The organism is Pseudoxanthomonas japonensis (genome assembly GCF_010093445.1).
GTDB lineage: Bacteria > Pseudomonadota > Gammaproteobacteria > Xanthomonadales > Xanthomonadaceae > Pseudoxanthomonas_A > Pseudoxanthomonas_A japonensis.
Genome location: NZ_PDWW01000023.1, coordinates 11,848 through 34,706 on the forward strand (window position 1 = coordinate 11,848; position 22,859 = coordinate 34,706).

Here is a 22,859-nt window from a genome sequence, read left to right on the forward strand (position 1 = left end):
GGTACCGGGCGGCGTCCGATTGCAGTCGGGCGCCGCCCATCTTTTTCCGCCTAGGGCGGAGTCGGTTGCCGGAAGCACAGGACGCTTGCCTCGCGTTGATCGTCATCGGCGGGCTGCTGCTCCGCGCAGTCCACGCGCAGTTCCGCATCGCCGAACGCCTTGTCCAGAAACGCGCAGACATGCGGCGCGTCGCGTCGGCCCGAGGCGAACGGACGGAAGAACCCGCAGCCCAGGCAGGTGCGCAGGCCGGTGGCCAGGCCCTGTTCCTGCGCCTCGTTGACCAGCAGCTGGGTCACGCGCAGCAGCGCGCCGAGATCGGCTTCGCCCAGCGACTCCACCAGCGAGCCCATGCCCTGGTCGGGGCGCTGCAGCTGCGTGGCCATGCGCGAGCCGGCGGACGTCAGGCGTACGCGCGCGGCGCGCGCATCGTCGGGGTCGGGCGTGCGACGGATCCACCGTTTGCCTTCCAGCGCCTTCAGCGAATCGCTGAGACTCGCCGCCGAGACCCCCAGGCGCTCGGCGATCTGGCGTGCACGCAGGCCGTCCTGCACGCCTTGCAGCATGCGCAGCACGGCGGCTTGGGTCGGTGGCAGCGACGGTGTGCCGTCCTGGCGCCAGGACTGCGCACGGACCAGCGAGGACAATTGCTCGAGTCCGCGCGTGGCCTGCCTGCGTTGGAAGGGGGTATCGATCATGGCGTATAAGTTAGGACTCCTAACTATATAAGTCAACGACCGTCCGTCGGCGTGGGCAGGACTGGCCTGCATGTCACCACCGCATCATCGGCAGCGGCGAGAAGGGATGCCGATACAGGCGTTGCAGGGTGAACTGCAGCAGGCGGCGATGGAATCCCGCATCGGGAAACCTCACCCTGACCTCGTGCACCACGTCGCGGCTCAGGCCGAAGCGCAACGCGCCGTTGCTGACGTCGATCCAGTCGGCACGCCGAAACGTCTCCACGCTCGCATGCGTGTCCGTTGGCATGCGCCGGATCCGGTGGTGATGGTCGATCATCGCGTCCACGTCCTCCTGCCACTCCGGCCTGCCGATCGCCTGCAGGTGGTTCCGGGCGAGCAGGCGCGACGGCGGGAGATAGTCGAAAGTGCGTGCCGTCCAGATGCCGAGGTCGTGGAACGCCACGGCGATGCAGAGCTTCTCCAGCGCCTCCGCATCGCCGGGCGCCAGCAGCCAGTAGAAATTCGCGACCCGGTATGCGTGATGGCGGTAGCCGGCCGCATCGCCGCCGAGGTGCGGGGCGTGCGCATGGAGCAGGGCATCCAGCGTGGGCAGCGACGTCAGCATGGCCGCTGCACGCCAGCGCTCAGGTCGCAGGATGGGCCAGCTGCACCCGCCCGCGGCGCAGTGCGCGCACCTGCAGGACCATGCCCACGAGGAACACGAGGAACGTCGCGCCCACCAGCTTCTGCAGCAGCGGATCCTGCGGACCCGACACCAGCGGTGCGCCGATCGGCACGCGCGTCAGCGTTTCGGTGAAGCCGGGGATGAAGTGGAAGTACACGGTCAGCGTGAAGGCCAGCGATGCCGCGACATGCCGCCACGAACCGAGCACGGCGTTGCGGCCCAGCAGCACCGCGATGGCGAGCACGAGCAGGGTCAGCACGGTCAGGCCATGCGCTTCGCTCAGCTTGCCGGTCCGCATCAGGAAGAAACTGGTCAGGCAGGTGGCGACGGTGAACCAGGTGTAGGTCTTGCCCAGCGCGGTCGCATAGCGGATGTCGTGGAAGCGCAGCAGCGCGTACAGGCCGCCGAACAGCGACACGAGGCTGATGGCGGTGTGGAACCAGCCGAACGGCGTGATGTTGAGCATGGGAACTCCTCAGCGGGCATGCGGTGGCGGATCGGGAAGGTCGAACTGCATGAGGTTCCAGCGGGTGACGTCCTCCTCCCATTCGTCCCCCGCGACAGGCGTGAGCGGCAGGGCGAGGTTGGCGACGATCATCCGCCGTCCCTGCACGACGGATGCGGCAGGGAACAGCAGCCCACGCGGCAGGCCATCGGCGGTCACGCCGAGGAAATCCCCCGCGCGGTGGCGCAAGCGGCCGCGCTCGTCGAGTGCGACGAGGGTGTCGATCTGGTTCGCCGCCACCCACAGCAGTCCCTGGTGGAACAGCAGGCCGTCGGCGCCGTAGACGCCGTCGGCGAGTACCTCGATGGCACCATCCGGCACGCGCTTGCGCAGGACGCGGCCGTCCCCGGCATTGTTGAGGTAAAGGATCGATTCGTCCGCGTTGAACGCCAGTCCGTTCGCACCGAACGGCAGCGCGCCGGTAGTCGCCAGCAGCGGATCGCGTGCGAACACCTCGACATGGCATGGCCTGCACGTCGCGACGTCGGCGATCCGGTAGATTGCGCCCTGGAAGGAATCCGACACGTAGAGGTCGCCGGCGCGGTCGAAGACCATCCCGTTGATTGCCGGGAATCCCTGCGAGCCGTAGGTGATGGCGTCCTGGCTGCCGTCAGGATTGGCGATCTCGCGCGGTGGCGGGGCCGCAGGTATCAGCGCGGCGAACATCACTACGTCCTCGACCGGCGTACCGGCGGTGAAGCGTGCATCGAGTCGCTGCAGCTTCGACGCACCGAAGTTCAGCACGTATAGCTTGCCGTCGCGGAAGGCGATGCCGGTCAGCGGCGTCGCACCGAACCGGCGCTGGGCGAGCAGGCGGCCGTCGGCATCGAAGCGCAGCAGTTGGTTGTCGCGCGCTGCCGCCGGTTCGCGCGCGTCGAAGGTGCCGGCGTAGACCTCGCCACTGGCGGGATCGGTGGCCAGGCTTTCCGGATGGCGCACGTTGTCGGGCAGCACCACGAAAGGCGTCACCGGCAGGCGCGCCAGGTCCGCCGCCTGTGCGTACGCGCCTGCGAACAGGCCTGCCAGGCATAGCAGCGTGAGTCGAACGGGCATGTCGGGATCCGCGGCGAGACAGCCTGCACGCTCGCATGGCGCCCGCGTCCGCTGCTTGTACCGGCGTGCGGTCGCGGATTCCCACAACGACGAACGCCGGCACGGGGCCGGCGTCGTCCTGTCGCAGGGCTGCGATGGATCAGCTGTTGTCGACGCTCCAGCCGCCGGCACCGCGTGCCGCCAGCGTGATGAAGCCGCCGGCGATGGCGATGTTCTTGAGGAGCATGATCTGCTGGATCTGGTCGCCGAGGTTGCTGTGGAAGATCACCGCGCTGGCGATCGAGAACGCGGCGAGCAGGCTGGCGACGATGCGCGTGCGGTAGCCGGCGACGATGGCCAGGCCGCCGACCACTTCCAGCGCGATGACCAGCGGCAGCAGGGCGCCGGGGACGCCGACCGATTCCATGTAGCCGGCGGTGCCGGCGTAGGCGGTCAGCTTGCCGAGGCCGGAGATGACGAACAGCGAAGCGAGCAGGGTGCGGCCGGCCAGGTCGGCGGCGCCACGAAGGGCAGGGGTACGGGTGAGCGGGGCGGTAACGGTGGACATGATGGACTCCGGGGAATGAGGTAGGTGCAGCGGGTACGGGGCGCAGGTTAGGCCGTCGCCATGCATCCAGGAAGCCTATATATTTCGATGAAATCCATCGTCTGGAGCGATACATGCTTGATGCCGTCACCCTCGACCAGCTGCGCACCTTCGTCGCGGCGGCCGAGCAGGGCAGTTTTTCCGCCGCCGGACGCAAACTGCGGCGTGCGCAATCCGTCGTCAGCCAGACGCTGGCCAACCTGGAACTGCAACTCGGCGTCACCCTGTTCGACCGCAGCGCCCGCTATCCGCAGCTCACCGATGCCGGCCGCGCACTGCTGGTGGAAGCGCGCGCAGTCGCCGAGCGCATGGACACGTTCAAGGCCCGCGCACGGAGCGTCGCCGAGGGGCTGGAACCGGAACTGTCGGTGGCGATGGACGTCATGTTCCCGATGCAGGCGCTGACGCGCGCGGCCGCCTACAGCGGTACCGCCTTCCCGCACACGCCGCTGCGGCTGTATGTGGAAGTGCTGGGTGGCGTCATCCAGCCCGTGCTGGACGGCACCTGCGGCTTGGGCGTCGTCGGCTCGCTGCCGGAACTGCCCGCCATGCTGGCGGTGGAACCGTTGCTGTCGGTTCCGCTCGTCACCGTGGTCGCGCCGTCGCACGCGATGGCGGCCGTGCGCGGTGCAGTGCCGACGAAAACGCTGGTCGGGCACGTGCAACTGGTGCTCACCGATCGCACGCCGTTGACCGCCGGCCGCGATTTCGCGGTGCAGTCGCCGCTGACGTGGCGTCTGGCGGACCTGGGTGCGAAGCATGCGTTCCTGCGTGCCGGGCTGGGCTGGGGCAACATGCCGCTGCATATCGTCGAAGAAGACCTCGCTGCGGGACGCCTGAAGCGCCTGCGCCTCGCCGACGCCGATCCGCGCTATGCGCAGATGCCGATGCGTGCGGTCTGGCGCAAGGACGCGCCGCCGGGCCCCGCGGGTCGCGCCTTCCTCGCGCAACTGCGCGGAGAAGCTCGCTAACCGCCCTTGTTCACGCGAGTGAATCCGCGACGACATCGCTGAAGCTGGTCGGCGCGATGTCAACGCGTGCGCGTACGGCGCGTTGAAACTCCTGTCGTACCCACGGAGCCCCAGCATGATCCGACGTGAAGCCGTCAGCGCCGCCAACCGGTTCGGGCTGGGTGCACGACCGGGGACGCTCGAACGCATCGACGATCCGCGCGCCTGGTTGCAGTCTCAGCTGGGTACGCCACCTGCGACGTCCCCGGCGGCACTGTCGTCCAGCGCGGACTACTTGCAGGCGGAGTACGACTACCTGCGCGAACGGCGCGAGATGCGTGAGGAAGGCAAGCCAGGCGAGGCGGCGATGGGATTCCGCGAACGCTTCGGCAGACAGCAGCAGGCGGAACTCGGATGGCGCTATCGCCAGGCGGTCGTGACCGAACAGGATTTCGTCGAACGGCTGGTACGGTTCTGGTCGAACCATTTCGCCGTTTCCGTCGACAAGCGCACGGCGACGCTCTACGCCGCACCGATGGAGCGCGAAGCGATCCGTCCGCATGCGACCGGCGATTTCGCCGACCTGCTGCTGGCGGTCGAGCGGCATCCGGCGATGCTGCGCTATCTCGACAACGTACGCTCGGTCGGCGAGCAGTCGCGGCTGGCCGAGCGGCAGCGGCAGCGGCGGCGCGCGCAGGACGATGCGGCGCCACGCGCCGGCCTGAACGAGAACCTCGCGCGCGAGATCCTGGAACTGCACACCCTCGGCGTCGACGGTGGCTACGCGCAGGACGACGTGCGCGAACTCGCGCGCGCGATCACCGGCTGGAGCGTGCCGGCGGCGCGCGGCCGCCAGGCCGGCGACGGCAATGCGAGCTTCCAGTTCCGTCCCAATGCGCACGAGGCCGGCACGCGCCAGGTGCTCGGCCGCCGCTACGCCGCCGACGGCGAGGCGCAGGGACGCGCGATCCTGCGCGACCTGGCCGTGCATCCGGCGACCGCACGCCACGTCTGCGGCAAGGTGGCGCGGCATTTCATCAGCGACACGCCACCGCCGGCGGTGATCGAGCGCATGGCCGCCGCATGGCAACGGCACGGCGGTGCGTTGCGGCCGGTGTACACCGCATTGATCGACAGCGACGAGGCGTGGTCCGGCGATGCGCGGAAACTGAAGACGCCGGACGACTTCGTCGTGTCGACGCTGCGCAGTACCGGCACGGCGACGATCGCACAGCCGCGCGTGCTGGCCGGCCTGCTGGGCCGGCTGGGGCAGCCGCCGTTCACGCCGCGGTCGCCGGAAGGCTTTGCCGATGCGGCCGCCGACTGGAGCGGCGCCGATGCGGTGTGGAAGCGCATCCAGGCCGCGCAGTCACTGGCGGAAACCGCTGCAGGCGAAGATCCCGATCCGCTGCGCACCGCGGCGGTCGTGTTCGGCGATGCGCCCGATGCCGACACGCTGACCGCCCTGCGGCGCGCGGAATCTCCTCGCGAGGGACTCGCGCTGCTGTTCGCCAGCCCCGCCTTCCAGTGGAGGACCTGACCATGTCGATCACCCGACGCCATTTCCTCGCCGCCGGTGCGGCCGCCACCACGCTCAGCCTGTGGCCGCGTTTCGCGCAGGCGAGCGGACGAGACGATACACGCCTGCTGGTCGTGCTGCTGCGTGGTGGACTGGATGGCCTGCATGCGGTCGTCCCCACCGGCGATCCGCAGCACGCGGCCTTGCGCGGTCGCCTGGCCGTGGCCGATGCGCGGCGGCTGGATGCGGATTTCGCCCTGCATCCGGCGCTGGCCTTCAGCCATGACCTGTATGCGCGTCGCGAATGGATGCCCGTGCTTGCGGTGGCGCCGCCGTACCGGCAGCGCTCGCACTTCGAAGCGCAGGACAACCTGGAGAGCGGCACGGCCGCCACCGGCGGCGCCTCCGGCGGCTGGCTCAACCGCTGCGTGGCCGCGCTGCCGTCATCGCGCGCGCTGTCGGTCAGCACGGTGATGCCGCTGATCCTGCGCGGTCCGGCCGAGGCGACGACGTGGTCGCCGCCCTTGCCCGACGACGTCAACCCGATCCTGCTGCAGCGCCTGCAGACGCTGTACGCCGCCGATCCGCACCTCGCGCATCCGTTCGAACAGGCGGTCGCCGCGCAGGGCATGCAGGCCGGCGGCAACGTCGCGCGCCTGCCGCAGGCGATGGCCGCGGCGGCACGCTTCATGGCGGCGAACGGCGGGCCGCGCGTCGGCTTCGTCGAGAACACCGGCTGGGACACGCATGCGCAGCAGGGGCCGGTGCTGGCGCGCAAGCTGGCCGAACTCGACCAGGGCCTGCGCCAGTTCCACGACGGTATCGGCGAAGCGTGGTCGCGCACGGTGGTGGTGGTGACCACGGAGTTCGGTCGTACCGCGGCGGTGAACGGCACGGGCGGCACCGATCATGGCACCGGCACGCTGGCGATGCTGGCCGGCGGCGCCGTCGCCGGCGGACGGGTCGCCGGCGATTGGCCTGGCCTGTCGCCATCGCAACTCAACGAAGGGCGCGACCTTCGCGCGACCGCTGACTTGCGCAGCGTGTTCAAGGGCGTGGTGGGCGATCACCTCGGCATCGCGCGCACGACGCTCGATGCCCGGGTGTTCCCCGACAGCGGTGGCACGACCGCGATGAAGGATCTGCTGCGCGGTTGAGCGTCAGCCGGCGCCGTGGCGCAGTTCGCCGCGCGCCAGCGTGGTGGCCTCGTCGACCTCCATCGGTCGGCCGAAGAAGTAGCCCTGCATCTCGTCGCAGCCCATCTGCTGCAATGCCTGCATCTGTTCGGACGTTTCCACGCCTTCGGCGATCGTGCGCATGCCCATTTCGTGTGCGAGCACGAGGATGGTGCGTGCGATGGCGCGGTCGGTGCTTTCGGTGGCGATGCCGTCCACGAAGCTGCGGTCGATCTTGATGATGTCCAGCGGCAGGCGTTGCAGGTAGGCCATGCTGGAATACCCCGTGCCGAAATCGTCCAGCGCCAGCCGCACGCCCAGCGCGTGCAGCGCCTGCAGCATGTCCTGCGCGGCGCCCATGTCTTCCACCAGCACGCTTTCGGTGAGTTCCAGCGTCAGCGCGTCGGCCGGCAGGTCATGGCGCTGCAGGCAGTCGGCGATCCACGGTGCCAGCGTGGGCTGGCCGAGCTGGCTGGGCGACAGGTTCACCGCCATGCCCAGCGTGCGCAGGCCCATGGCGCGCCAGCGCGCCAGCTGTTGGCACGCCTGCTCCAGCACGAAGTGGCCGATGTCCTCCATCAGCCCCGCGCTTTCCGCCAACGGGATGAAGACGGACGGCGGCACGTCGCCCCAGGCGGGATGGCGCCAGCGCGCCAGTGCTTCGAACCCGATGAGCTGCGACGAATCGCCGGCGACCACGGGCTGGTAGACCAGCCTCAACTGGCCCCGGGCGACGGCCTCGCGCAGGGCCGTGACGCGGCTCAGGCGGTCGCTGGTCTCCTGCTGCGTGGTGGCCGACGGCAGGCGCACCTGGTTGCGCCCCGCGCGCTTGGCGAGGTGGCGGGCGTCGTCGGCGCAGCGCAGCAGCGTCTGCAGGTCGGCACCATGCTCGGGTGCGTGTGCCAGGCCGATGCTGGCGGTGACCGTGAACGACGGATGGGTGGAATACAGCGCGACCGGCTGCCCCACGGCGCGACGGATCTCTTCCGCGCACCGGTTGAGCTGGTCGATGTCCATGTCGGGGAACAGCACCAGGAACCCTTCGCCGCCGTAGCGGTACACGCCGCCCTGGTCCTCGCAGGCCGCGGAGATCCGCTGGCCCATCCTGCGCAGCACTTCGTCGCCGCCGTCGTGCCCGAACGAGTCGTTGACCATGCCGAAGCCGTCGAGGTCGACGATCGCCAGCCCGTGCCCGTGCCCGTGCGCCGCCGGCGCGGCGATCCGCTCGGCGATGAGGCTGGCCTGCGCCGAGAAGCGCGGCAGGCCGGTGGCGCTGTCCATCGCGGCGGCATCGTTGAGCCGACGCTGTGCATCGAGGCGGCGTTCGGTTTCCAGCAGCAGCGAGCGTGCGGTTTCCGCCGCTTCCGACGAGCGTCGGCGCGAGATGTCCAGCAGGAACAGCACGAAGGCGATCAGCAGGCCGCTGCTGAGGCCGCCGACCACCAGCGCGCGTGGCAGCGTGAACGAGGTCAGCGATGGCGGCGCCCACAGTTCCAGCTGCACGTCGTGACCCGGCAGCGAGACGCGTTCGATGGACAGTGGCGTGCCCTGCGGCTGCCCCTGTTCCACCGCCGGCATGCCCACGGCGGTAGCGCGCACCGGCCGGTCCGACAGCACCGCCTTGCTCAGCGTCCTGACGAAATCGTCCAGCGCGATGAAGCCCTGCGTGCGGCGCCCTGCGGTGTCGACGGTGAGCCACCAGCCGCCCGCGACCGGCAGCAGGTGGCCCGCGTCCGCGACCGGCACGGGCGGCGAAGGGGCCACCGGCGCCTCGAACCCCGGCTGCACCCAGCGGAACTCGCGACCGTCGTCGCCCACGCTGCGGACCACGCGGAAGCCGGCGAAGGCACCGACCATGTCATGGACGTAGTGGTCGAACAGGGTCTCGGCGGCCTCCGGCGTGGCCGCGCTCAGGGACGCGGACAACTGGCGCAGCGCGCTGCGGCGCAGTTCGATGCCGCGCACGAACGTCGGCGTGGTGGTGGCCGTCTGCGTCTTCATGACGTTGCGCGCCATCGCATCGCGATCGCCGGACGCGGCTGTCCAGTACAGTCCGCCCAGCATCAGCGCCGCCGCCATCGGCAGCACGCCGAACATGCGCTCGCGCAGCGAGTTCTCGCCCGCCACCGCCAGCGCCAGGCCCAGCGCCACGATCTGGGCGGAGGCCGTCAGCGATATCTGGTAGATCGACAGGCCTTCCTGGTGATACGGCAACTGGATCAGCAGTCCCAGCGTCGCCATGCCTGCGACCGATGCCATCGCGATGCCGAGGCCGCGGGTGATGCCCCAGCGCACGCTTTCCCACCGCTGCAACGGCGATGGCAGCACGGCGACCGCCAGCCACGCGGTCAGCACGCCGTAGTCGGTATAGCCACCGATCAGGGGCAGCGTCGGCGTCGGCAGCCAGCCCAACCGGTGAAGCAGCGCGTTGACGGGTGTTGTGATGCCGCCCAGCGTCTGCAACAGCGTGAACAGCAAAGGCACCGTGACCAGGGCCAGCACGATCCACGCGGCGCGCTCCTGTTCGCGCTGCCGCAGCAGCAGCGCGAAGGCGACGCCGGCGACGCACAGGGTGGAGATCGGTCGCATCGGCGGAAAGTCCACGCCCATCTTGCCGACCAGACTGCCGGGCACGTGCCAGCCGATCAGCGCGATCACCGCGAACGCCAGGACGAAGGCGACCAGTTCGGTACTGATGTCCAGCGTGCGCCCTTCGCGCAGCGACGGCGTGTACACCAGCAGGAACATCGCCAGCGCCGACAGCGACAGCGCCCAGCCGATTTCCGGCACGCGGCTGCCGGCCTGCAGCGCGCCCAGTACCGGCTGCATCGCGAGCAGCAGCAGGGCCGCGGCGAAGACGCGCATGACGAATTCCGGCCAGAAACCGCGCCAGACCCGTGCCCAGGCGATCACCGTCGCCGCAATGAGCACCAGGCACGTACCCAGTGCGTGGAACTGCCACGCGTGCAGCAGGAGCAGGATGCTCAGCAGGCCTGCCACGGCCAGGCGGACAGGACGTTGCGTGTTGCGCCACGTGGCGATGGCCACCAGCACGCCGACCACCGGCACGCTGTCGTCGAGGAAATGGCCGCTGCCTGCATCCACCAGGGTCAGCGTGGCGGCCAGCAGCCACGCGAACGCGGCCGCAAAGCGCTGTGCCCATTGGACAGGCCGCCAAAGGTCCTGGTGTATTGCCAATGCATTCCCCTGCGGAGCCGACGCTCCGTGGCACTGTGATACCCAAATCACCTGCTGGCCGCAAGCGCGACCGTCCTCGTTCAGGAAGGGCAGGGCCCTTCGCCCGCAGGCGAGGCGCCGGCGTGGAAGAAATGCGTGTAGTGCAGGCCGGAAGTTCGTGGAAAGCGGCATCGTCATGCGATGCACGCGTGTGACCTGCGTCAATCTTTGGCTGGCTGCGGTGTGCGATCGGGCGCCGCGTCCCATCGACCGGAGATGCCGCCCCGGCCAGCGGCGCATCCAGCGGCGTGCCGTCGAGGTTCGCTTCGTGCAGATCACGCCGCGTCCATGATCCGATGGCTGCCATGTCGCGCGCTGCATGAACGCGAATGACGTTGCGCCGGCCGCTTCCAGCGGCATACCGTTGTTCAGTTCGCCACCCTGTGCGAACAGGCCACACGGCTGCTGGCCGACGTCGTCCGCGTGGTCCGCGCCAACGCCGTATGCGGCGGGTCATCGGTTGCGCCAGCGCGAAGCGCAGCGTGGTGAGGGGAGGCGAGCGGGACATCGTCTCCATGCCGCCGGTCGGTACGGCACGCAGGCCGCGGGCTGCGCTAGAGTGGCGGCCCTTCGCCCAGGAACGCGCTGCCATGCCGATCGAACTGGAAATGCTGGCCTGGTCCGTCGCCCTGGGCCTGGTGCACGTGTTGCTGGGCGCGGCGCTGACCACCCACCAGCGCGGGCTGAAGTGGAATGTCGGCGCACGCGATGCCGTGCTTCCGCCGCTGACCGGCGTGGCGGCCCGCACGGACCGCGCGCTGCGCAACTTCCTGGAGACGTTCCCGTTCTTCGCTGCCGCCGTCCTCGCGGTGGTGGTGCTCGACCGTGGCGATGCCACGACCGCCCTGGGTGCGCAGTGCTACTTCTGGGCGCGACTCCTCTATGTTCCTGTGTATGCGGCGGGCATTCCCTACGTGCGCACCGTGATCTGGGCCGTCTCGCTGTGGGGGCTGCTGCAGGTGCTGTGGGCGCTGTTGTGAGGCGAACCTGCGGTCCCGGGTTCATCGCACGGTGGGCCGGCGCGCGCGATTTGACCCTAGACTAGGTCGCCCCCCTCCATGCCAGGCCCTCGCGGTCTGGCGTCGCGCCGTGATCGACCGGATGCTGTCCCGCAAGCCCCATCTCGCCCTCGCTTCGCTGCTGATCGCTGTCCTGTTGGCCGCCTGTGGTCCGTCGGCTACCGAGGGTGCGCCCGATGCCGTGGCCGAGGCGCCGCCCGCATCGACCACCGACACGCCGGCCAGGCAGGCCGAGCGCGGCGACGGCGCGGTATCGACCGGGCCGGTGGTGTCTGCGCCGGCAGACGCCCCGAGCGCGCGCACGACGACCGACTGGCCGCTGTCGAAGGTGACCTCAGGCAAGGCCTGGATCAGCTGCCAGGCTGAATACAACACCGAAGAGGGCGACGGCACCCCGCTGGAGTCGCTGGCGTTCTTCAGCGTGGTCGATGCGCTGTCGCCGTGCCAGAAGGGCGGGGTGCTGCGGCTGCGCTACCAGGGCAAGATCGCCGCCGATTTCACCGATCTGGTCACGCGGGTCGCCGACATCGCCGGCCGCATGGGCATCCACAAGCGCATCCTGGACCTCGATTCCGCCGGCGGACAGGTCGAGGACGCGATCCGGGCAGGCGACGCCATCGGCGCCGGCGGCTGGACCATCTGGGTGCGCGAGGGCTCGGTCTGCCACAGCGCCTGCGTGTTCGTGCTGGGCGCGGGCGACAACCGGATGATCTCCGGCAAGGTCGGCGTGCACCGCATCATCCGCATGAGTTCCACCGCTACCACCCGCGCCGAACTCAACGAGGAACTGCGCGGCGTCTATGACCGCGTCAAGGACTACCTGTCCCGCAACGGCGTCGCGGTCGCGGTGGCCGACCTGATGATGACCGTGCCCAACCGCCGCCTGCGCCTGCTCAGCAAGGACGAGCTGCAGGAATACGGCCTGGACGGCACCAACGCCGCACAGGACGACCTGGACCGCCTGCAGCTGATGCGCCGCTGCGGCGACGACTTCGTGATGCGTCGCGACGCCTTCATGCGCAGCTTCGACAGCAGCTGCAAGAAGTCGGGCGCCGGGCTGGACGACATGCAGGCGTGCGGCCTGGAACTGCGTACCCAGTTCGGTTTCCCGGACACCAAGTGCCCGGCGGACAGCCCGCTGTCGGAGTTCGACCGCATGGCGGATGCGGACGCCGCGCCCGATGCGGCGGACGACACGCCGGATGCCGCACCACTGGACGCCGGCGCCGCGCATTGAGTTTGAGGTCCGCGCGGGGAGAGAGTCAGCGCGAACCGCGGCAGTCTTTTCCACTGGTACGCCAGGCTGAAAGAGTCAACGCCCAGTCGTCGTGTGACTAGAGCGGGTCTTTTTCACTGGCGCGCGGGGCAGAAAGACTCAGCGGCGAGTCCTTACGTGAGTAGAGCCAGTCTTTTTCACTGGCACGACAGGCAACAAGACGCGACGCCCAGCCGTCGTGTGAGTAGAGCGAGACTTTTTCACTCGCGCGTCAGGCAAAAAGACTGGACGCCCAGTCTTTGTGTGAGGAGAGCGTCGCTGGGCCCTCACAGGGCCATGACGCCGGCGTCTCCTGCGCGTCCCGCGTCCGTCAGCCCTGGATCCGGATCTCGGCGTCGTCGATCCGCACCACCTGCCCGGCACGGATCTTGGCGGTCTTGCGCAGTTCCACCGCACCATCCACCGTCACCGCGCCGCTGGCCACGATCGCCTTGCCCTGGCCGCCGCTGTCGGCGATGCCGACCAGTTTCAGCAGCTGGTTGAGTTCCACGAAGTCGTGGCCGGCGTCCAGGTCGAAGTCGATGCGTTGCATGCACGCCAGTCTACGCGAGGGCCGCTCAGTCGGCTTCGAAGCGTGCGACCTCGTCGATCCGCGCCTGCGCACGCCGCAGGCTGCCGCCGGTGATGCTGGCCTCCATCGCACTGGCCAGCCGCGGCCGCGAAGGATCGCGCGACCAGCGATGGAACCAGGCCGTCGCGGCCAGGCCCGCCACGCCCACGCCCAGGCCGATCCACACCAGCGCCGGCGCCTTCGCATACAGGTCGTTCCCACCCAGCCCGGCCAGCACCATCAGCAGCGGTACCCACAGGAACCACCACGGCAGGCCGGCGAGCATGCCGTTGACGAGGTAGGTGCGGCGTACGGTGGCCAGCCGCTTCTGGATGTCGACGACAGGTTGCGTGCAGTCGATCTCGCGGATGCGCAGCAGGGTCTGGCCGGCCATCGCGATCGTGGCGATGCCGTACAGCTGCACGACGATGCCGGCCACGATCGTCGTCCATGGCAGTCCGCCGGACTGCCCGCCGACGATCCACAGCAGCGCCGCCAGCAGGAGGAAGGGAATGCCGAACAGCGTCTGCACCACCTGGCCCCAGAACAGCGGGCGCAGGCTGGTTAGCGCCTTCTGCTTGCGTTGCTCCAGCAGCACATGGGTCTGCAGGGCGTCGTGGCGTTCCAGGCGGCGCGACAGCGTCTGCCAGGCGAGTTTCAGGTCATCGGGTTCCATGGCGGCGTTTCCGTAGGAAGAAGTCATCGGTCAGAGTTCCTGGCGCAGCCGCTGTTTCAGCCGGCCGATCTTGGTGGCGACATTGGTTTCGCTCAGGCCGAGCACGTCGGCCATCTCGCGGTAGCTGTGGTCTTCCAGGTAGAGCAGCAGCAGCGCGCGGTCGAGCGGCGGCTGCGCCTGGATGAAGCGGTACAGCAGGTCGACGTGCTGGCGGCCCTCGTGGTCGTGCGCCCGCGGGTCGGCCAGGTCGTGGTGGTCCTCGTGCCAGGCCTCCGGCTGCATGCCGCGGGTACGGCTGCGGACGTGGGAGATGGCCACATTCAGCGCGATCCGGTACATCCAGGTGGAGAACGGCCGCGCCGGGTCGTAGTCCGGCCAGGCGCGCCACAGCTGGGTGGCGATCTCCTGCACCAGGTCGTCGCGGTCGTCGGGGTGCCAGGCGTAGGTGCCGGCCACCTTCATCAGGACGCCGCGGTGCTGTTGCAGCAGGCGCGGGAAGTCCGTGGAGGCGTCCGTGTCCGTCAGGGGGTTCATGATCGTGATCGTTTCCATCCCGGCACCCGTCGATTGTGCGGTCTGGAAGGTAATTCGCCGGGGCGGCGGAAAAATCACGGCCCCGGCCCCCGGTTCGTGCTGCAACGCGACAGGAGCCCCCCGAAGGCGCACAATACGCGGCTCGGCGTGCGGCTCCGCGACGCCACCGGAGTGTCCGCATGTCTACCGAATCCCCCTCGTCCGCCCCCCTGTTGTTCGCCGATCTCGGCCTGCCCGCGCCTGTCATGGCAGCGGTCACCGAGGTGGGCTACGAGACCCCGTCGCCGATCCAGGCGGCCACCATCCCCGCCATGCTGGCCGGCCGTGACGTGCTGGGCACGGCGCAGACCGGCACCGGCAAGACCGCCGCGTTCGCGCTGCCGGTGCTGGCCAACATCAAGCCCAACGCCACCAGCCCGCAGGCGCTGGTGCTGGCGCCGACGCGCGAGCTGGCGATCCAGGTGGCCGAGGCGTTCCAGAAGTACGCCGGCAAGATCCCCGGCTTCCACGTGCTGCCGATCTACGGCGGCCAGAGCTACTACCCGCAGCTGCAGGCGCTGAAGCGCGGCGTGCATGTCGTCGTCGGTACGCCCGGCCGTGTGATCGACCATCTCGAGCGCGGCTCGCTGGACCTGTCCGGCCTGACCACGCTGGTGCTGGACGAAGCCGACGAAATGCTGCGCATGGGCTTCATCGACGACGTCGAGACCGTGCTGAAGAAGACGCCCGAGACGCGCCAGGTGGCGCTGTTCTCGGCGACGATGCCGCCGGCCATCCGCCGCATCGCGCAGACCTACCTGAAGGACCCGGTCGAGGTGAACATCGCCTCGAAGACGACCACCTCGGCCAACATCCGCCAGCGCTACTGGTGGGTCAGCGGCATGCACAAGCTGGATGCGCTGACCCGCATCCTGGAAGTGGAACCGTTCGACGGCATGATCGTGTTCGCCCGCACCAAGGCGGCCACCGAAGAGCTGGCCGACAAGCTGCAGGCGCGCGGCCTGGCCGCCGCCGCCATCAACGGCGACATGCAGCAGGCGGCGCGCGAGAAGACCATCCAGCAGCTCAAGGACGGCAAGCTCGACATCCTCGTGGCCACCGACGTGGCGGCGCGCGGCCTGGACGTGGAGCGCATCAGCCACGTGCTGAACTACGACATCCCGTACGACACCGAAAGCTACGTGCACCGCATCGGCCGCACCGGCCGTGCCGGCCGCGCCGGCGACGCGATCCTGTTCGTCACGCCGCGCGAGAAGGGCATGCTGCGCTCGATCGAGCGCGCCACCCGCCAGCCGATCGAAGAGATGCAGCTGCCCAGCGTGGAAGCGGTGAACGACCGCCGCGTGGAGAAGTTCCTGGCGCGCATCACCGACACGCTGGCGTCGGGCAAGGCCGGCGAATTCCGCGCGCTGATCGAGCGCTACGAGCGCGAGCAGAACGTGCCGGCGGTGGACATCGCCGCCGCGCTGGCGCAGCTGGTGCAGGGCGACACGCCGCTGCTGCTGTCGCAGGAACGCACGCCGCGCGAACAGCGCCCGGTGCGCAGCGAGACCTACGGCAATGCGCCGCGCCGCGAGCGCGACGAGCGTCCGCGCCGCGACGACAGCCAGGGCGAACGCCCGGCACGCAGCTTCGACAAGCCGGAGCGCTCGAAGATCGAACGCCCCGACACCGACCGCCCGCGCGCCGACAAGGCACCGCGCAGTGCGCCCGAGGTCGGCATGGAGACCTACCGGATCGAAGTGGGCCATGCCCACGGCGTGAAGCCGGCCAACATCGTCGGCGCGATCGCCAACGAGGCCGGGCTGGAAAGCCGCTACATCGGCCGCATCGACATCCAGCACGACCACACCACGCTGGACCTGCCCGAAGGCATGCCGCGCGAGGTGCTGATGCACCTGAAGAAGGTCTGGGTGTCCGGCCAGCAGCTGCGCATCCACAAGCCGGGCGAGGGGGGTGGCGCCGGTGCGGGCGCCGCGCCGCCGCGCAAGTTCGGCGGGCCGGGCAAGGGCAAGCCGCGCGGCGACAAGCCGTTCGGCGCAGGCAAGCCGCACCGCAAGGGTCCGCCGCGCGAGTGACCGTTGATGTCCACCGGCGCGGACGGGCCGGGGAACGGAGCTGGGCCAGCGTGCCGGCATCGGGACATCCAGTGACGGCGCAGCCATCGCGTCGGCCGTGGCATGGAAATTGCATTTCGTAGGCGCACGCCAGCGCACCGGAGGTCGGTAAGCGGCGACGTACCGGAGTGTCAGTGAAGCGGAGCAGGGGGCGAATCGTCGGAATCACGGGGTGGCTGTGGCTGCTCGTGGCCCTGTCGTGCCCGGCGCTGGCCGCCCCCCAGGTCGGCCGCGACTACCTGGTCACCGGCGCACCCACGTCCGAACAGGCCCCGCAGCGTCACTGCACGCCCGAAATGCAGGCGGAACTGACCGAACGCGTCGAGATTCCCGCGCCGCCCGGCGGCTGGTCGGGCGCGCCGCAGGCGATCAATGTCTTCAACATCTTCGCTGGCGAGGTGCGCGTGCACCACGGCGACCGCGAGATCTGCGGGCGCATGCACGACGCGCGCACGCGCGACTCGCGCTTCCGCGCAGGCGTCGGCATGGTGGTGGTGCCCCCGGCCGGGAACCATGAGCCGATCCAGGTTGCGTGGGAAAAGCCGCTCAAACCCGGCTGGATCCCGACCGTGCGCATCGGCGCACCCAGCCCCGTGCAGCAGTTCGACACCGCGCGCCTGCTGGTGCGCACCGCCTGCGTGGCCATCGCCATCGCGCTGGCCTTCATGGCGTTGATGGGCTTCCTGAGCACGCGCGACCGCGTCTTCTTCGGCTACGCGCTGCTGTGCGCGTTGAGCGTGCTGGGGCAGTCGGTGCTGAGCGGCCTGAGCGGCTATCCCGAACCGTGGCTGCCGGTCGACGGGCAGGAGACCCGCTGGCTGGTGGCGTTCTCCTGCGTCGGCCTGCCGATCCTGCTGTACGTGATGTGGCTGCTGGTCGGCGGTGCACGCCTCTGGCCGAAGACCCAGCGCTGGTTGCCGTGGTTTACCGCTGGCCTGTGTGCGCTGGCCGTGGCGGCGGCGTGGCTGCCGACCGCGGGCCTGTCGCGGCTGGCGACGGCGATGGACAGCGGCTTCGTGATGGGGGGCGTGGTGGTGTTCGCGCTGGGCGTCGCGCTGCTGCGCCGCCATCGCGCCGACGCCGTGCCGGCGATCGCCGCGGTGCTGCCGTTCCTGGCGATGGCGGCGATGGACCTGGCCGACAACTGCCTCCTGATCGAATACCGCGTCGAAGCCATCCAGCTCTCGATCACCTGGTTCCTGACCGTCAGCGCGTACGTGCTGAACCTGCGCCTGGGCCAGTTGCGTCGCCAGCGCGACGAGATGCGTGCGCTCGCCGACACCGACGAACTGACCGGCCTGCCGAACCGGCGCGCCGGCCTGAAGCGGCTGGAACAGCACATGCGCGACGCGCGCGCCAGCGACGACACGCTGGCGGTGGGCTTCCTGGACATCGACCTGTTCAAGCGCATCAACGACGTGCACGGGCATGAAGCCGGCGACCGCGTCCTGGTCGCGGTCGCGGCGACGCTGACCGCGGCGGTGCGCGATCCGGCGGACGTGATCCGCATGGGCGGCGAGGAGTTCCTGGTACTGCTGCCGGGCATCGGCGGCGCGACCGCGCGTGCGCGGCTGGAGGCGATGCGGAGCCAGGTCAGCGCCGCGGGCGCGAGCCTGGGCGTCGACGGACTGGCCGTCACCGCCAGCATCGGCCTGGCCACGCTGATCGCCGAAGATGCCGATGCCGCCTCGCTGCTGCGGCGCGCCGATGGCGCCATGTACCGTGCCAAGCACGCGGGGCGCGACCGCGTGGTCGATGCCGAGGCCGCGCGCGACGGCGAGGACTGATGCCGCGCAACCGCTGGTCGGCGCGACCTCCCCGGATCCGGCCTGGGTCCTCAAGCCATGCAGACTGCGGCCGATGAACGACGGCAGGGTCCGGCGCGGGAGCCTTCCTGCCGCGCGGACCAAGGGGAGCCATCAGTGGACAACGGAATAGCCAGGGACCGGGGACGGCCCGGCCGTCAGGGCGACGATCGCGGGCTGCAGCGGCTGCCTGCACGCGTGGCGGCCCTGATCCTGCTGTCCGCGCTCGGCGCCCTGCTGACGGCCGCCGTGCTGGAAACGCAGGCAGGCGCGACGGCCTACATCATCGGCGAGAGCCACTGGTCCAAGGCTCAGCAGCGCGCCGTGCATGGCCTGTACCGCTATGCCAGCCATGCGCAGCCCGCCGACCTTGCCGAGGCACGCGCTGCGCTGCGCATCCCGCTCGGCGATCGCGACGGCCGGCTTGCGCTGGAGCGCGATCCCGTCGACCTCGCCGCCGCGCGTGCCGGGTTCCTGCAAGGCAACAACGCACCGGACGACATCGGGCGCCTGATCTGGATGTACCGCGTGCTGGCCGACGCACCGTATTTCCGCGACTCGGTGCGCCTGTGGCGCGAAGCCGAGGTGGAACTGCAGCATCTCGTCACGCTCGCCGACGCTCTGGAAGCGGAGCAGGCGCGGGGTGCGCTCGATCCCGCCAGCATCGAGGCCTACCAGCGCCAGCTGATGGTGATCGACGCACGCGTGCGCCCCAAGGAACTGGCGTTCTCGCGTTCGCTCGCCGATGGCGCCAACTTCATGCGGCGTGTGCTGCTGGCGCTGAGCGCGCTGGTGGTCGTCGTCCTGTGCGCCTATGCCCTGTACGTCGTGCGCAGCACCCTGCGTCGCGTGCGCGAGACGGAGAGCGAGTTCCGCATGGCCTTCCACCAGTCGATGGTGGGCATGCTCAAGCTGGACCGCGACGGCCGCCTGACCCAGGCCAACGAAGCGCTCGCGCAGATCCTGTCGCGCCCGCTGCCGGAACTGCGCGGGCTGGGCCTGGCAGACGTGCTGCACGCCGACGACCTGCCGCGCGATACGGCGGGCGGCATCGACTGGGACCGCGTGTGCGAGCCGGGCGAGCGCCGTTTCCTGCGGCCCGGCGGCGATGTGCGCTGGGTGCGCTGGACCGCCTCCGTGGTGGACGCGCGTACGGGATGCGGCGAAGGCGTGTTCGTGCTGGCGGAAGACGTGTCCGAGGCGCACGAACTGGCCTGCGAGATCGCGCACCAGGCCAGCCACGACGAGCTGACCGGCCTGATCAACCGCCGCGAGATCGCGAGGCGGCTGGGCAGTGCCCTCGGCAGCGCACGCGGCTGCCGCCGGCGGCACACGCTGTGCTTCATCGACCTGGACCAGTTCAAGCTGGTCAACGACACCTGCGGCCACGAGGCCGGTGACCGCTTCCTGTGCCAGTTCGCGCAGCGCCTGGCGGCGCAGCTGCGCCGCGACGACTGGGTGGGGCGGCTGGGCGGCGACGAGTTCGCCGTGCTGCTGCACGACACCACGCTGGAAGAAGCGGAGACGGCGATGGCACGGATCCATGCCGCGCTCGGCGAGGACGCCTTCCGCTGGAACGGCCGCATGTTCGGCCTGAACTGCAGCATCGGCGTGGCCGAGATCAACGACGACGCGGTGGATGTCGACTGGTTGCTGCGCGCCGCCGACGCCGCGTGCTACGTGGCCAAGGAAGAGGGCCGCAACCGCATCCGCTGCTACCGCGATTCCGATCCCAGCCTGTCGCGTCGACGGCGCGAACTGGAGTGGGTCGCCCACACGCAGCTCGCCATCGCCGAACAGCGCCTGCTGCTGTACGCGCAGCGGATCGTTCCGCTGGCCGGCGAGGGACGCCTGCAGTACGAAGTGCTGGTGCGCCTGCGCGATCGCGAGGGCGAGGTGCATGCGCCGGGCGTCTTCCTGCCGGCGATGGAGCGTTATGGCCAGGGCATGGCGGTGGACCGCTTCGTGGTGGATGCGGTGTGCGGGTTCCTTTCACGGCATCCCGGCCATCTCGCGCAGGTGGAGCTGTGCCACGTGAACGTGTCCGCGCAGTCCATCGCCGATCCGGCGTTCCTGGAACACGTCGGCCTGCTGCTGGACCGGCATCCGGGCGTCGCGACGCGGCTGTGCTTCGAGATCACCGAGACGGCGGTGATCGCCAATCTGGACGATGCCTGCCGCTTCATCGATGCGATGCGCGCGCGCGGTTGCCGGATTGCGCTGGACGACTTCGGCAGCGGACTGTCGTCGTTCGCCTACCTCAAGCGCCTGCCGGTGGACATCCTGAAGATCGACGGCGCCTTCATCCGCGATCTCGCCCGCGGCGAGTCCGACCTGGCGCTGGTCCGCTCCATGAGCCAGATGGGCCAGGCGCTGGGCAAGGTCACGGTGGCGGAGTGGGTGGAAAGCGAGGCCGTGCTCGCGCAGCTGAGCGAGGTGGGCATCGGCTATGCGCAGGGCTATGCCGTCCATGTCCCGTGCCCGATCGGCGAACTCGTGGTCGACGAAAGCGTGGACGCGGTGCCCGCCGGGGCGCTGGCCGAACCCGCCTGAGGCCCCCGCCGGGCGGCCGATCCCGGATAATGGCGGCATGACCACCCGCCTCAACAAACACATCGCCGAGACCGGCTTCTGTTCCCGCCGCGAGGCCGACCGCCTGATCGCCGAGCGCCGCGTGACCGTCAACGGCCTCGCAGCCGGCATGGGCGCGGTGGTGGGCGAGGGCGACGAAGTGCGTGTCGACGGCCAGTCGATCAAGCAGCGCGCCGCCAAGGCCGGCAAGCGCAAGCACGTGTACATCGTGCTCAACAAGCCGGTCGGCGTGACCTGCACCACCGAGTCGTCGGTGAAGGACAACATCGTCGACTTCATCGGCCACGAGCAGCGCATCTTCCCGATCGGCCGCCTCGACAAGGATTCGGAAGGACTGATCCTGCTGACCAGCAACGGCGACATCGTCAACCAGACCCTGCGCGCGGAGAACCGCCACGAGAAGGAATACCTGGTCGCGGTCAACAAGCCGGTGACCGACGAGTTCCTGCGCGGCATGGCGCGCGGCGTGCGCGTGCACGGGCAGATGACGCTGCCGTGCCGCACCAGCCGGATCGCCAAGTTCGGCTTCCGCATCACGCTGACGCAGGGCCTGAACCGGCAGATCCGGCTGATGGCGGCCGCGTTCGACTACCGCGTCACCCAGCTTCGGCGCGTGCGCATCGACAACGTGAAGCTCGGCGACCTGAAGGCCGGACGCTGGCGCAACCTCACCGACCAGGAACTGCGCGGCCTGCTGCCGCAGCAGGACACGTGGTGACGCGATAGCGTGACGACGGTCGCGTCAGTGCGGCTTACCTCGGCAGCACCCGCAGGCATACTGCGGCCGTCTTCTTTCCGGTAGACGGCATGAGCCGACCCCCCAAGCCCGACAACGAGGAAGCGCGCCTGGCGGCGCTGCACGGTTTCGACATCCTCGACAGCGAGCCCGAGCGCGCGTTCGACGACTTGGTCCGCATCGCCGCCGGCATCTGCGGCGTGCCGATGGCCGCGGTCACCCTGATCGACCGCGACCGCCAGTGGTTCAAGGCGCAGGTCGGCATGGGAAGCCCGGATCCCTCGCTCGACACCTCGTTCTGCGCGCACACGGTGCTGGATCCGACGGCCGCGACGGTGGTCCCTGACGCGACCCGCGACCACCGCTTCGCCGACAACCCGCTCGTGGCCACCGCCAACGGCATCCGTTTCTATGCGGGGGCACCGCTGGTGACGCAGGAGGGATTCGCGCTCGGCGCGTTGTGCGTGGTGGACGATCAACCGCATGAGCTCGCGCCGTTCCAGCTGCAGGCGCTGGATGCGCTGTCGCGGCAGATCGTGCAGTTGCTGGAACTGCGCCGCGTCAGCAAGCAGCTGCGACACCAGTTGCAGGAGCGCGCGTGGTACGAGCAGCAGATGCAGCATTACCAGGACCAGTTGGAACAGCAGAACGCCGACCTGTCCGAGCAGACGAAGACCGATCCGCTGACCGGGCTGCCGAACCGCCGCGCGTTCGCCGCCGCACTGGACGGCGCCATGCGGAAAGCCGCGCAGAGCGGCGATCCGCTCGCCGTCGCGGTGCTCGATGTGGACCACTTCAAGACGGTCAACGACCTCCATGGCCACGACGAGGGCGACCGCGTGCTGGTCGCGCTGGCCGACATGCTGAAGTCGCAGGCCGCGGGTCGCGGTATGGCGGCCCGCCATGGCGGCGAGGAGTTCGTCATCCTGATGCCGGGCGCCTCGCTGGAAGAGGCCCGCCTGCAGTGCGAGTTCATGCGCCAGGCCGTGGGCCTGCTGCCGATCGGCCTGCCGGTGTCGGTCAGCATCGGTCTGGCGGCACGCTCGCGCGACGATACGTCGGAGACCCTGTTCCGCCGCGCCGACCAGGCGTTGTACGAAGCCAAGCGCAGCGGCCGCGACCGGGTGGTGGCCGCCGCCTGACTTGATCCCGATCAATGCGGGCTGC

General features: G+C 69.8%; 19 protein-coding genes. 10 read left to right on the top strand and 9 right to left on the bottom strand.

The features are described from left to right. Positions 1 to 50: 50 nt before the first annotated feature. From CSC78_RS14560 to CSC78_RS14580, 5 genes are all read right to left on the bottom strand, one after another. Positions 51 to 695, bottom strand: coding sequence for a MarR family winged helix-turn-helix transcriptional regulator (locus CSC78_RS14560; RefSeq protein WP_162338588.1), 645 nt, complete (start codon positions 693 to 695; stop codon positions 51 to 53). A 73-nt stretch (positions 696 to 768) separates the two neighbouring features. Continuing rightward, positions 769 to 1,302, bottom strand: a complete 534-nt coding sequence (locus CSC78_RS14565) for a hypothetical protein (RefSeq protein WP_162338589.1) — start codon at positions 1,300 to 1,302, stop codon at positions 769 to 771. Positions 1,303 to 1,321: 19 nt separating this feature from the next. Continuing rightward, entirely contained in the window at positions 1,322 to 1,828 is a 507-nt protein-coding gene (locus tag CSC78_RS14570) for a hypothetical protein (protein ID WP_162338590.1), read from the bottom strand. 9 nt (positions 1,829 to 1,837) lie between these two features. Then, positions 1,838 to 2,920, bottom strand: a complete 1,083-nt coding sequence (locus tag CSC78_RS14575) for an SMP-30/gluconolactonase/LRE family protein (RefSeq protein ID WP_162338591.1) — start codon at positions 2,918 to 2,920, stop codon at positions 1,838 to 1,840. Positions 2,921 to 3,059: 139 nt separating this feature from the next. Continuing rightward, a complete protein-coding gene (locus CSC78_RS14580) occupies positions 3,060 to 3,467 on the bottom strand; it encodes a DoxX family protein (protein WP_162338592.1) in 408 nt (135 codons plus the stop codon). Between the two features lie 113 nt (positions 3,468 to 3,580). On the opposite strand from CSC78_RS14580, the gene CSC78_RS14585 reads away from it, so the two are divergent. The 3 genes from CSC78_RS14585 (at position 3,581) to CSC78_RS14595 (ending at position 7,132) form a co-directional block, all read left to right on the top strand. Beyond that, positions 3,581 to 4,477, top strand: coding sequence for a LysR family transcriptional regulator (locus CSC78_RS14585; protein WP_162338593.1), 897 nt, complete (start codon positions 3,581 to 3,583; stop codon positions 4,475 to 4,477). Positions 4,478 to 4,592: 115 nt separating this feature from the next. Then, the gene (locus CSC78_RS14590; RefSeq protein WP_162338594.1) at positions 4,593 to 5,996 is read left to right on the top strand and encodes a DUF1800 domain-containing protein; all 1,404 of its coding nucleotides are present in this window, start codon (positions 4,593 to 4,595) and stop codon (positions 5,994 to 5,996) included. 2 nt (positions 5,997 to 5,998) lie between these two features. Continuing rightward, positions 5,999 to 7,132: a DUF1501 domain-containing protein gene (locus CSC78_RS14595; protein ID WP_162338595.1), complete on the top strand. Its 1,134-nt coding sequence runs from the start codon at positions 5,999 to 6,001 to the stop codon at positions 7,130 to 7,132. A gap of 3 nt (positions 7,133 to 7,135) precedes the next feature. On the opposite strand, the gene CSC78_RS14600 is transcribed toward CSC78_RS14595, so the two are convergent. After that, entirely contained in the window at positions 7,136 to 10,348 is a 3,213-nt protein-coding gene (locus CSC78_RS14600; RefSeq protein WP_162338596.1) for a putative bifunctional diguanylate cyclase/phosphodiesterase, read from the bottom strand. A gap of 629 nt (positions 10,349 to 10,977) precedes the next feature. On the opposite strand from CSC78_RS14600, the gene CSC78_RS14605 reads away from it, so the two are divergent. Both CSC78_RS14605 and CSC78_RS14610 read left to right on the top strand, forming a co-directional pair. Then, positions 10,978 to 11,367 carry an MAPEG family protein gene (locus tag CSC78_RS14605; protein WP_162338597.1) on the top strand — a complete coding sequence of 130 codons (390 nt, stop codon included), beginning with the start codon at positions 10,978 to 10,980 and terminating at the stop codon, positions 11,365 to 11,367. 121 nt (positions 11,368 to 11,488) lie between these two features. Continuing rightward, entirely contained in the window at positions 11,489 to 12,643 is a 1,155-nt protein-coding gene (locus CSC78_RS14610; RefSeq protein WP_238391298.1) for a COG3904 family protein, read from the top strand. A gap of 349 nt (positions 12,644 to 12,992) precedes the next feature. Here CSC78_RS14610 and CSC78_RS14615 read toward each other — a convergent pair whose 3' ends face one another. Genes CSC78_RS14615 through CSC78_RS14625 form a run of 3 tightly spaced genes read right to left on the bottom strand, consistent with a single transcriptional unit; the run spans position 12,993 to position 14,442 of the window. Continuing rightward, the gene (locus tag CSC78_RS14615; RefSeq protein WP_162338599.1) at positions 12,993 to 13,214 is read right to left on the bottom strand and encodes an RNA-binding S4 domain-containing protein; all 222 of its coding nucleotides are present in this window, start codon (positions 13,212 to 13,214) and stop codon (positions 12,993 to 12,995) included. Positions 13,215 to 13,239: 25 nt separating this feature from the next. Continuing rightward, on the bottom strand, positions 13,240 to 13,908 hold the full coding sequence (locus tag CSC78_RS14620) for a serine/threonine protein kinase (RefSeq protein ID WP_162338600.1): 669 nt from the start codon (positions 13,906 to 13,908) through the stop codon (positions 13,240 to 13,242). Positions 13,909 to 13,938: 30 nt separating this feature from the next. Then, positions 13,939 to 14,442 (bottom strand): RNA polymerase sigma factor, encoded by a 504-nt coding sequence (locus CSC78_RS14625; RefSeq protein WP_162338601.1) that lies wholly within the window; start codon positions 14,440 to 14,442, stop codon positions 13,939 to 13,941. A gap of 179 nt (positions 14,443 to 14,621) precedes the next feature. Here CSC78_RS14625 and CSC78_RS14630 point away from each other — a divergent pair, with 179 nt between their 5' ends. The 5 genes from CSC78_RS14630 (at position 14,622) to CSC78_RS14650 (ending at position 22,834) form a co-directional block, all read left to right on the top strand. Then, positions 14,622 to 16,520, top strand: a complete 1,899-nt coding sequence (locus tag CSC78_RS14630) for a DEAD/DEAH box helicase (RefSeq protein ID WP_162338602.1) — start codon at positions 14,622 to 14,624, stop codon at positions 16,518 to 16,520. A gap of 227 nt (positions 16,521 to 16,747) precedes the next feature. Then, positions 16,748 to 18,346, top strand: coding sequence for a sensor domain-containing diguanylate cyclase (locus CSC78_RS14635; protein ID WP_238391291.1), 1,599 nt, complete (start codon positions 16,748 to 16,750; stop codon positions 18,344 to 18,346). A 135-nt stretch (positions 18,347 to 18,481) separates the two neighbouring features. Then, positions 18,482 to 20,917, top strand: coding sequence for a putative bifunctional diguanylate cyclase/phosphodiesterase (locus CSC78_RS14640; protein WP_162338603.1), 2,436 nt, complete (start codon positions 18,482 to 18,484; stop codon positions 20,915 to 20,917). A 37-nt stretch (positions 20,918 to 20,954) separates the two neighbouring features. Next, positions 20,955 to 21,674, top strand: coding sequence for a pseudouridine synthase (locus CSC78_RS14645; protein WP_162338604.1), 720 nt, complete (start codon positions 20,955 to 20,957; stop codon positions 21,672 to 21,674). 89 nt (positions 21,675 to 21,763) lie between these two features. Further along, complete coding sequence (locus tag CSC78_RS14650) at positions 21,764 to 22,834, top strand: GGDEF domain-containing protein (protein WP_162338605.1); 1,071 nt, start codon at positions 21,764 to 21,766, stop codon at positions 22,832 to 22,834. The last annotated feature ends 25 nt before the right edge of the window (positions 22,835 to 22,859 follow it).

What these genes read in the sequence shown, in the direction of transcription:
- CSC78_RS14620 (WP_162338600.1), bottom strand. Translation starts at nt 13,908, where the DNA reads ATGGAACCCGATGACCTGAAACTCGCCTGGCAGACGCTGTCGCGCCGC.
- CSC78_RS14590 (WP_162338594.1), top strand. Translation starts at nt 4,593, where the DNA reads ATGATCCGACGTGAAGCCGTCAGCGCCGCCAACCGGTTCGGGCTGGGT.
- CSC78_RS14630 (WP_162338602.1), top strand. Translation starts at nt 14,622, where the DNA reads ATGTCTACCGAATCCCCCTCGTCCGCCCCCCTGTTGTTCGCCGATCTC.
- CSC78_RS14615 (WP_162338599.1), bottom strand. Translation starts at nt 13,214, where the DNA reads ATGCAACGCATCGACTTCGACCTGGACGCCGGCCACGACTTCGTGGAA.
- CSC78_RS14565 (WP_162338589.1), bottom strand. Translation starts at nt 1,302, where the DNA reads ATGCTGACGTCGCTGCCCACGCTGGATGCCCTGCTCCATGCGCACGCC.
- CSC78_RS14575 (WP_162338591.1), bottom strand. Translation starts at nt 2,920, where the DNA reads ATGCCCGTTCGACTCACGCTGCTATGCCTGGCAGGCCTGTTCGCAGGC.
- CSC78_RS14605 (WP_162338597.1), top strand. Translation starts at nt 10,978, where the DNA reads ATGCCGATCGAACTGGAAATGCTGGCCTGGTCCGTCGCCCTGGGCCTG.
- CSC78_RS14650 (WP_162338605.1), top strand. Translation starts at nt 21,764, where the DNA reads ATGAGCCGACCCCCCAAGCCCGACAACGAGGAAGCGCGCCTGGCGGCG.
- CSC78_RS14585 (WP_162338593.1), top strand. Translation starts at nt 3,581, where the DNA reads ATGCTTGATGCCGTCACCCTCGACCAGCTGCGCACCTTCGTCGCGGCG.
- CSC78_RS14610 (WP_238391298.1), top strand. Translation starts at nt 11,489, where the DNA reads ATGCTGTCCCGCAAGCCCCATCTCGCCCTCGCTTCGCTGCTGATCGCT.
- CSC78_RS14560 (WP_162338588.1), bottom strand. Translation starts at nt 695, where the DNA reads ATGATCGATACCCCCTTCCAACGCAGGCAGGCCACGCGCGGACTCGAG.
- CSC78_RS14570 (WP_162338590.1), bottom strand. Translation starts at nt 1,828, where the DNA reads ATGCTCAACATCACGCCGTTCGGCTGGTTCCACACCGCCATCAGCCTC.
- CSC78_RS14625 (WP_162338601.1), bottom strand. Translation starts at nt 14,442, where the DNA reads ATGAACCCCCTGACGGACACGGACGCCTCCACGGACTTCCCGCGCCTG.
- CSC78_RS14595 (WP_162338595.1), top strand. Translation starts at nt 5,999, where the DNA reads ATGTCGATCACCCGACGCCATTTCCTCGCCGCCGGTGCGGCCGCCACC.
- CSC78_RS14645 (WP_162338604.1), top strand. Translation starts at nt 20,955, where the DNA reads ATGACCACCCGCCTCAACAAACACATCGCCGAGACCGGCTTCTGTTCC.
- CSC78_RS14580 (WP_162338592.1), bottom strand. Translation starts at nt 3,467, where the DNA reads ATGTCCACCGTTACCGCCCCGCTCACCCGTACCCCTGCCCTTCGTGGC.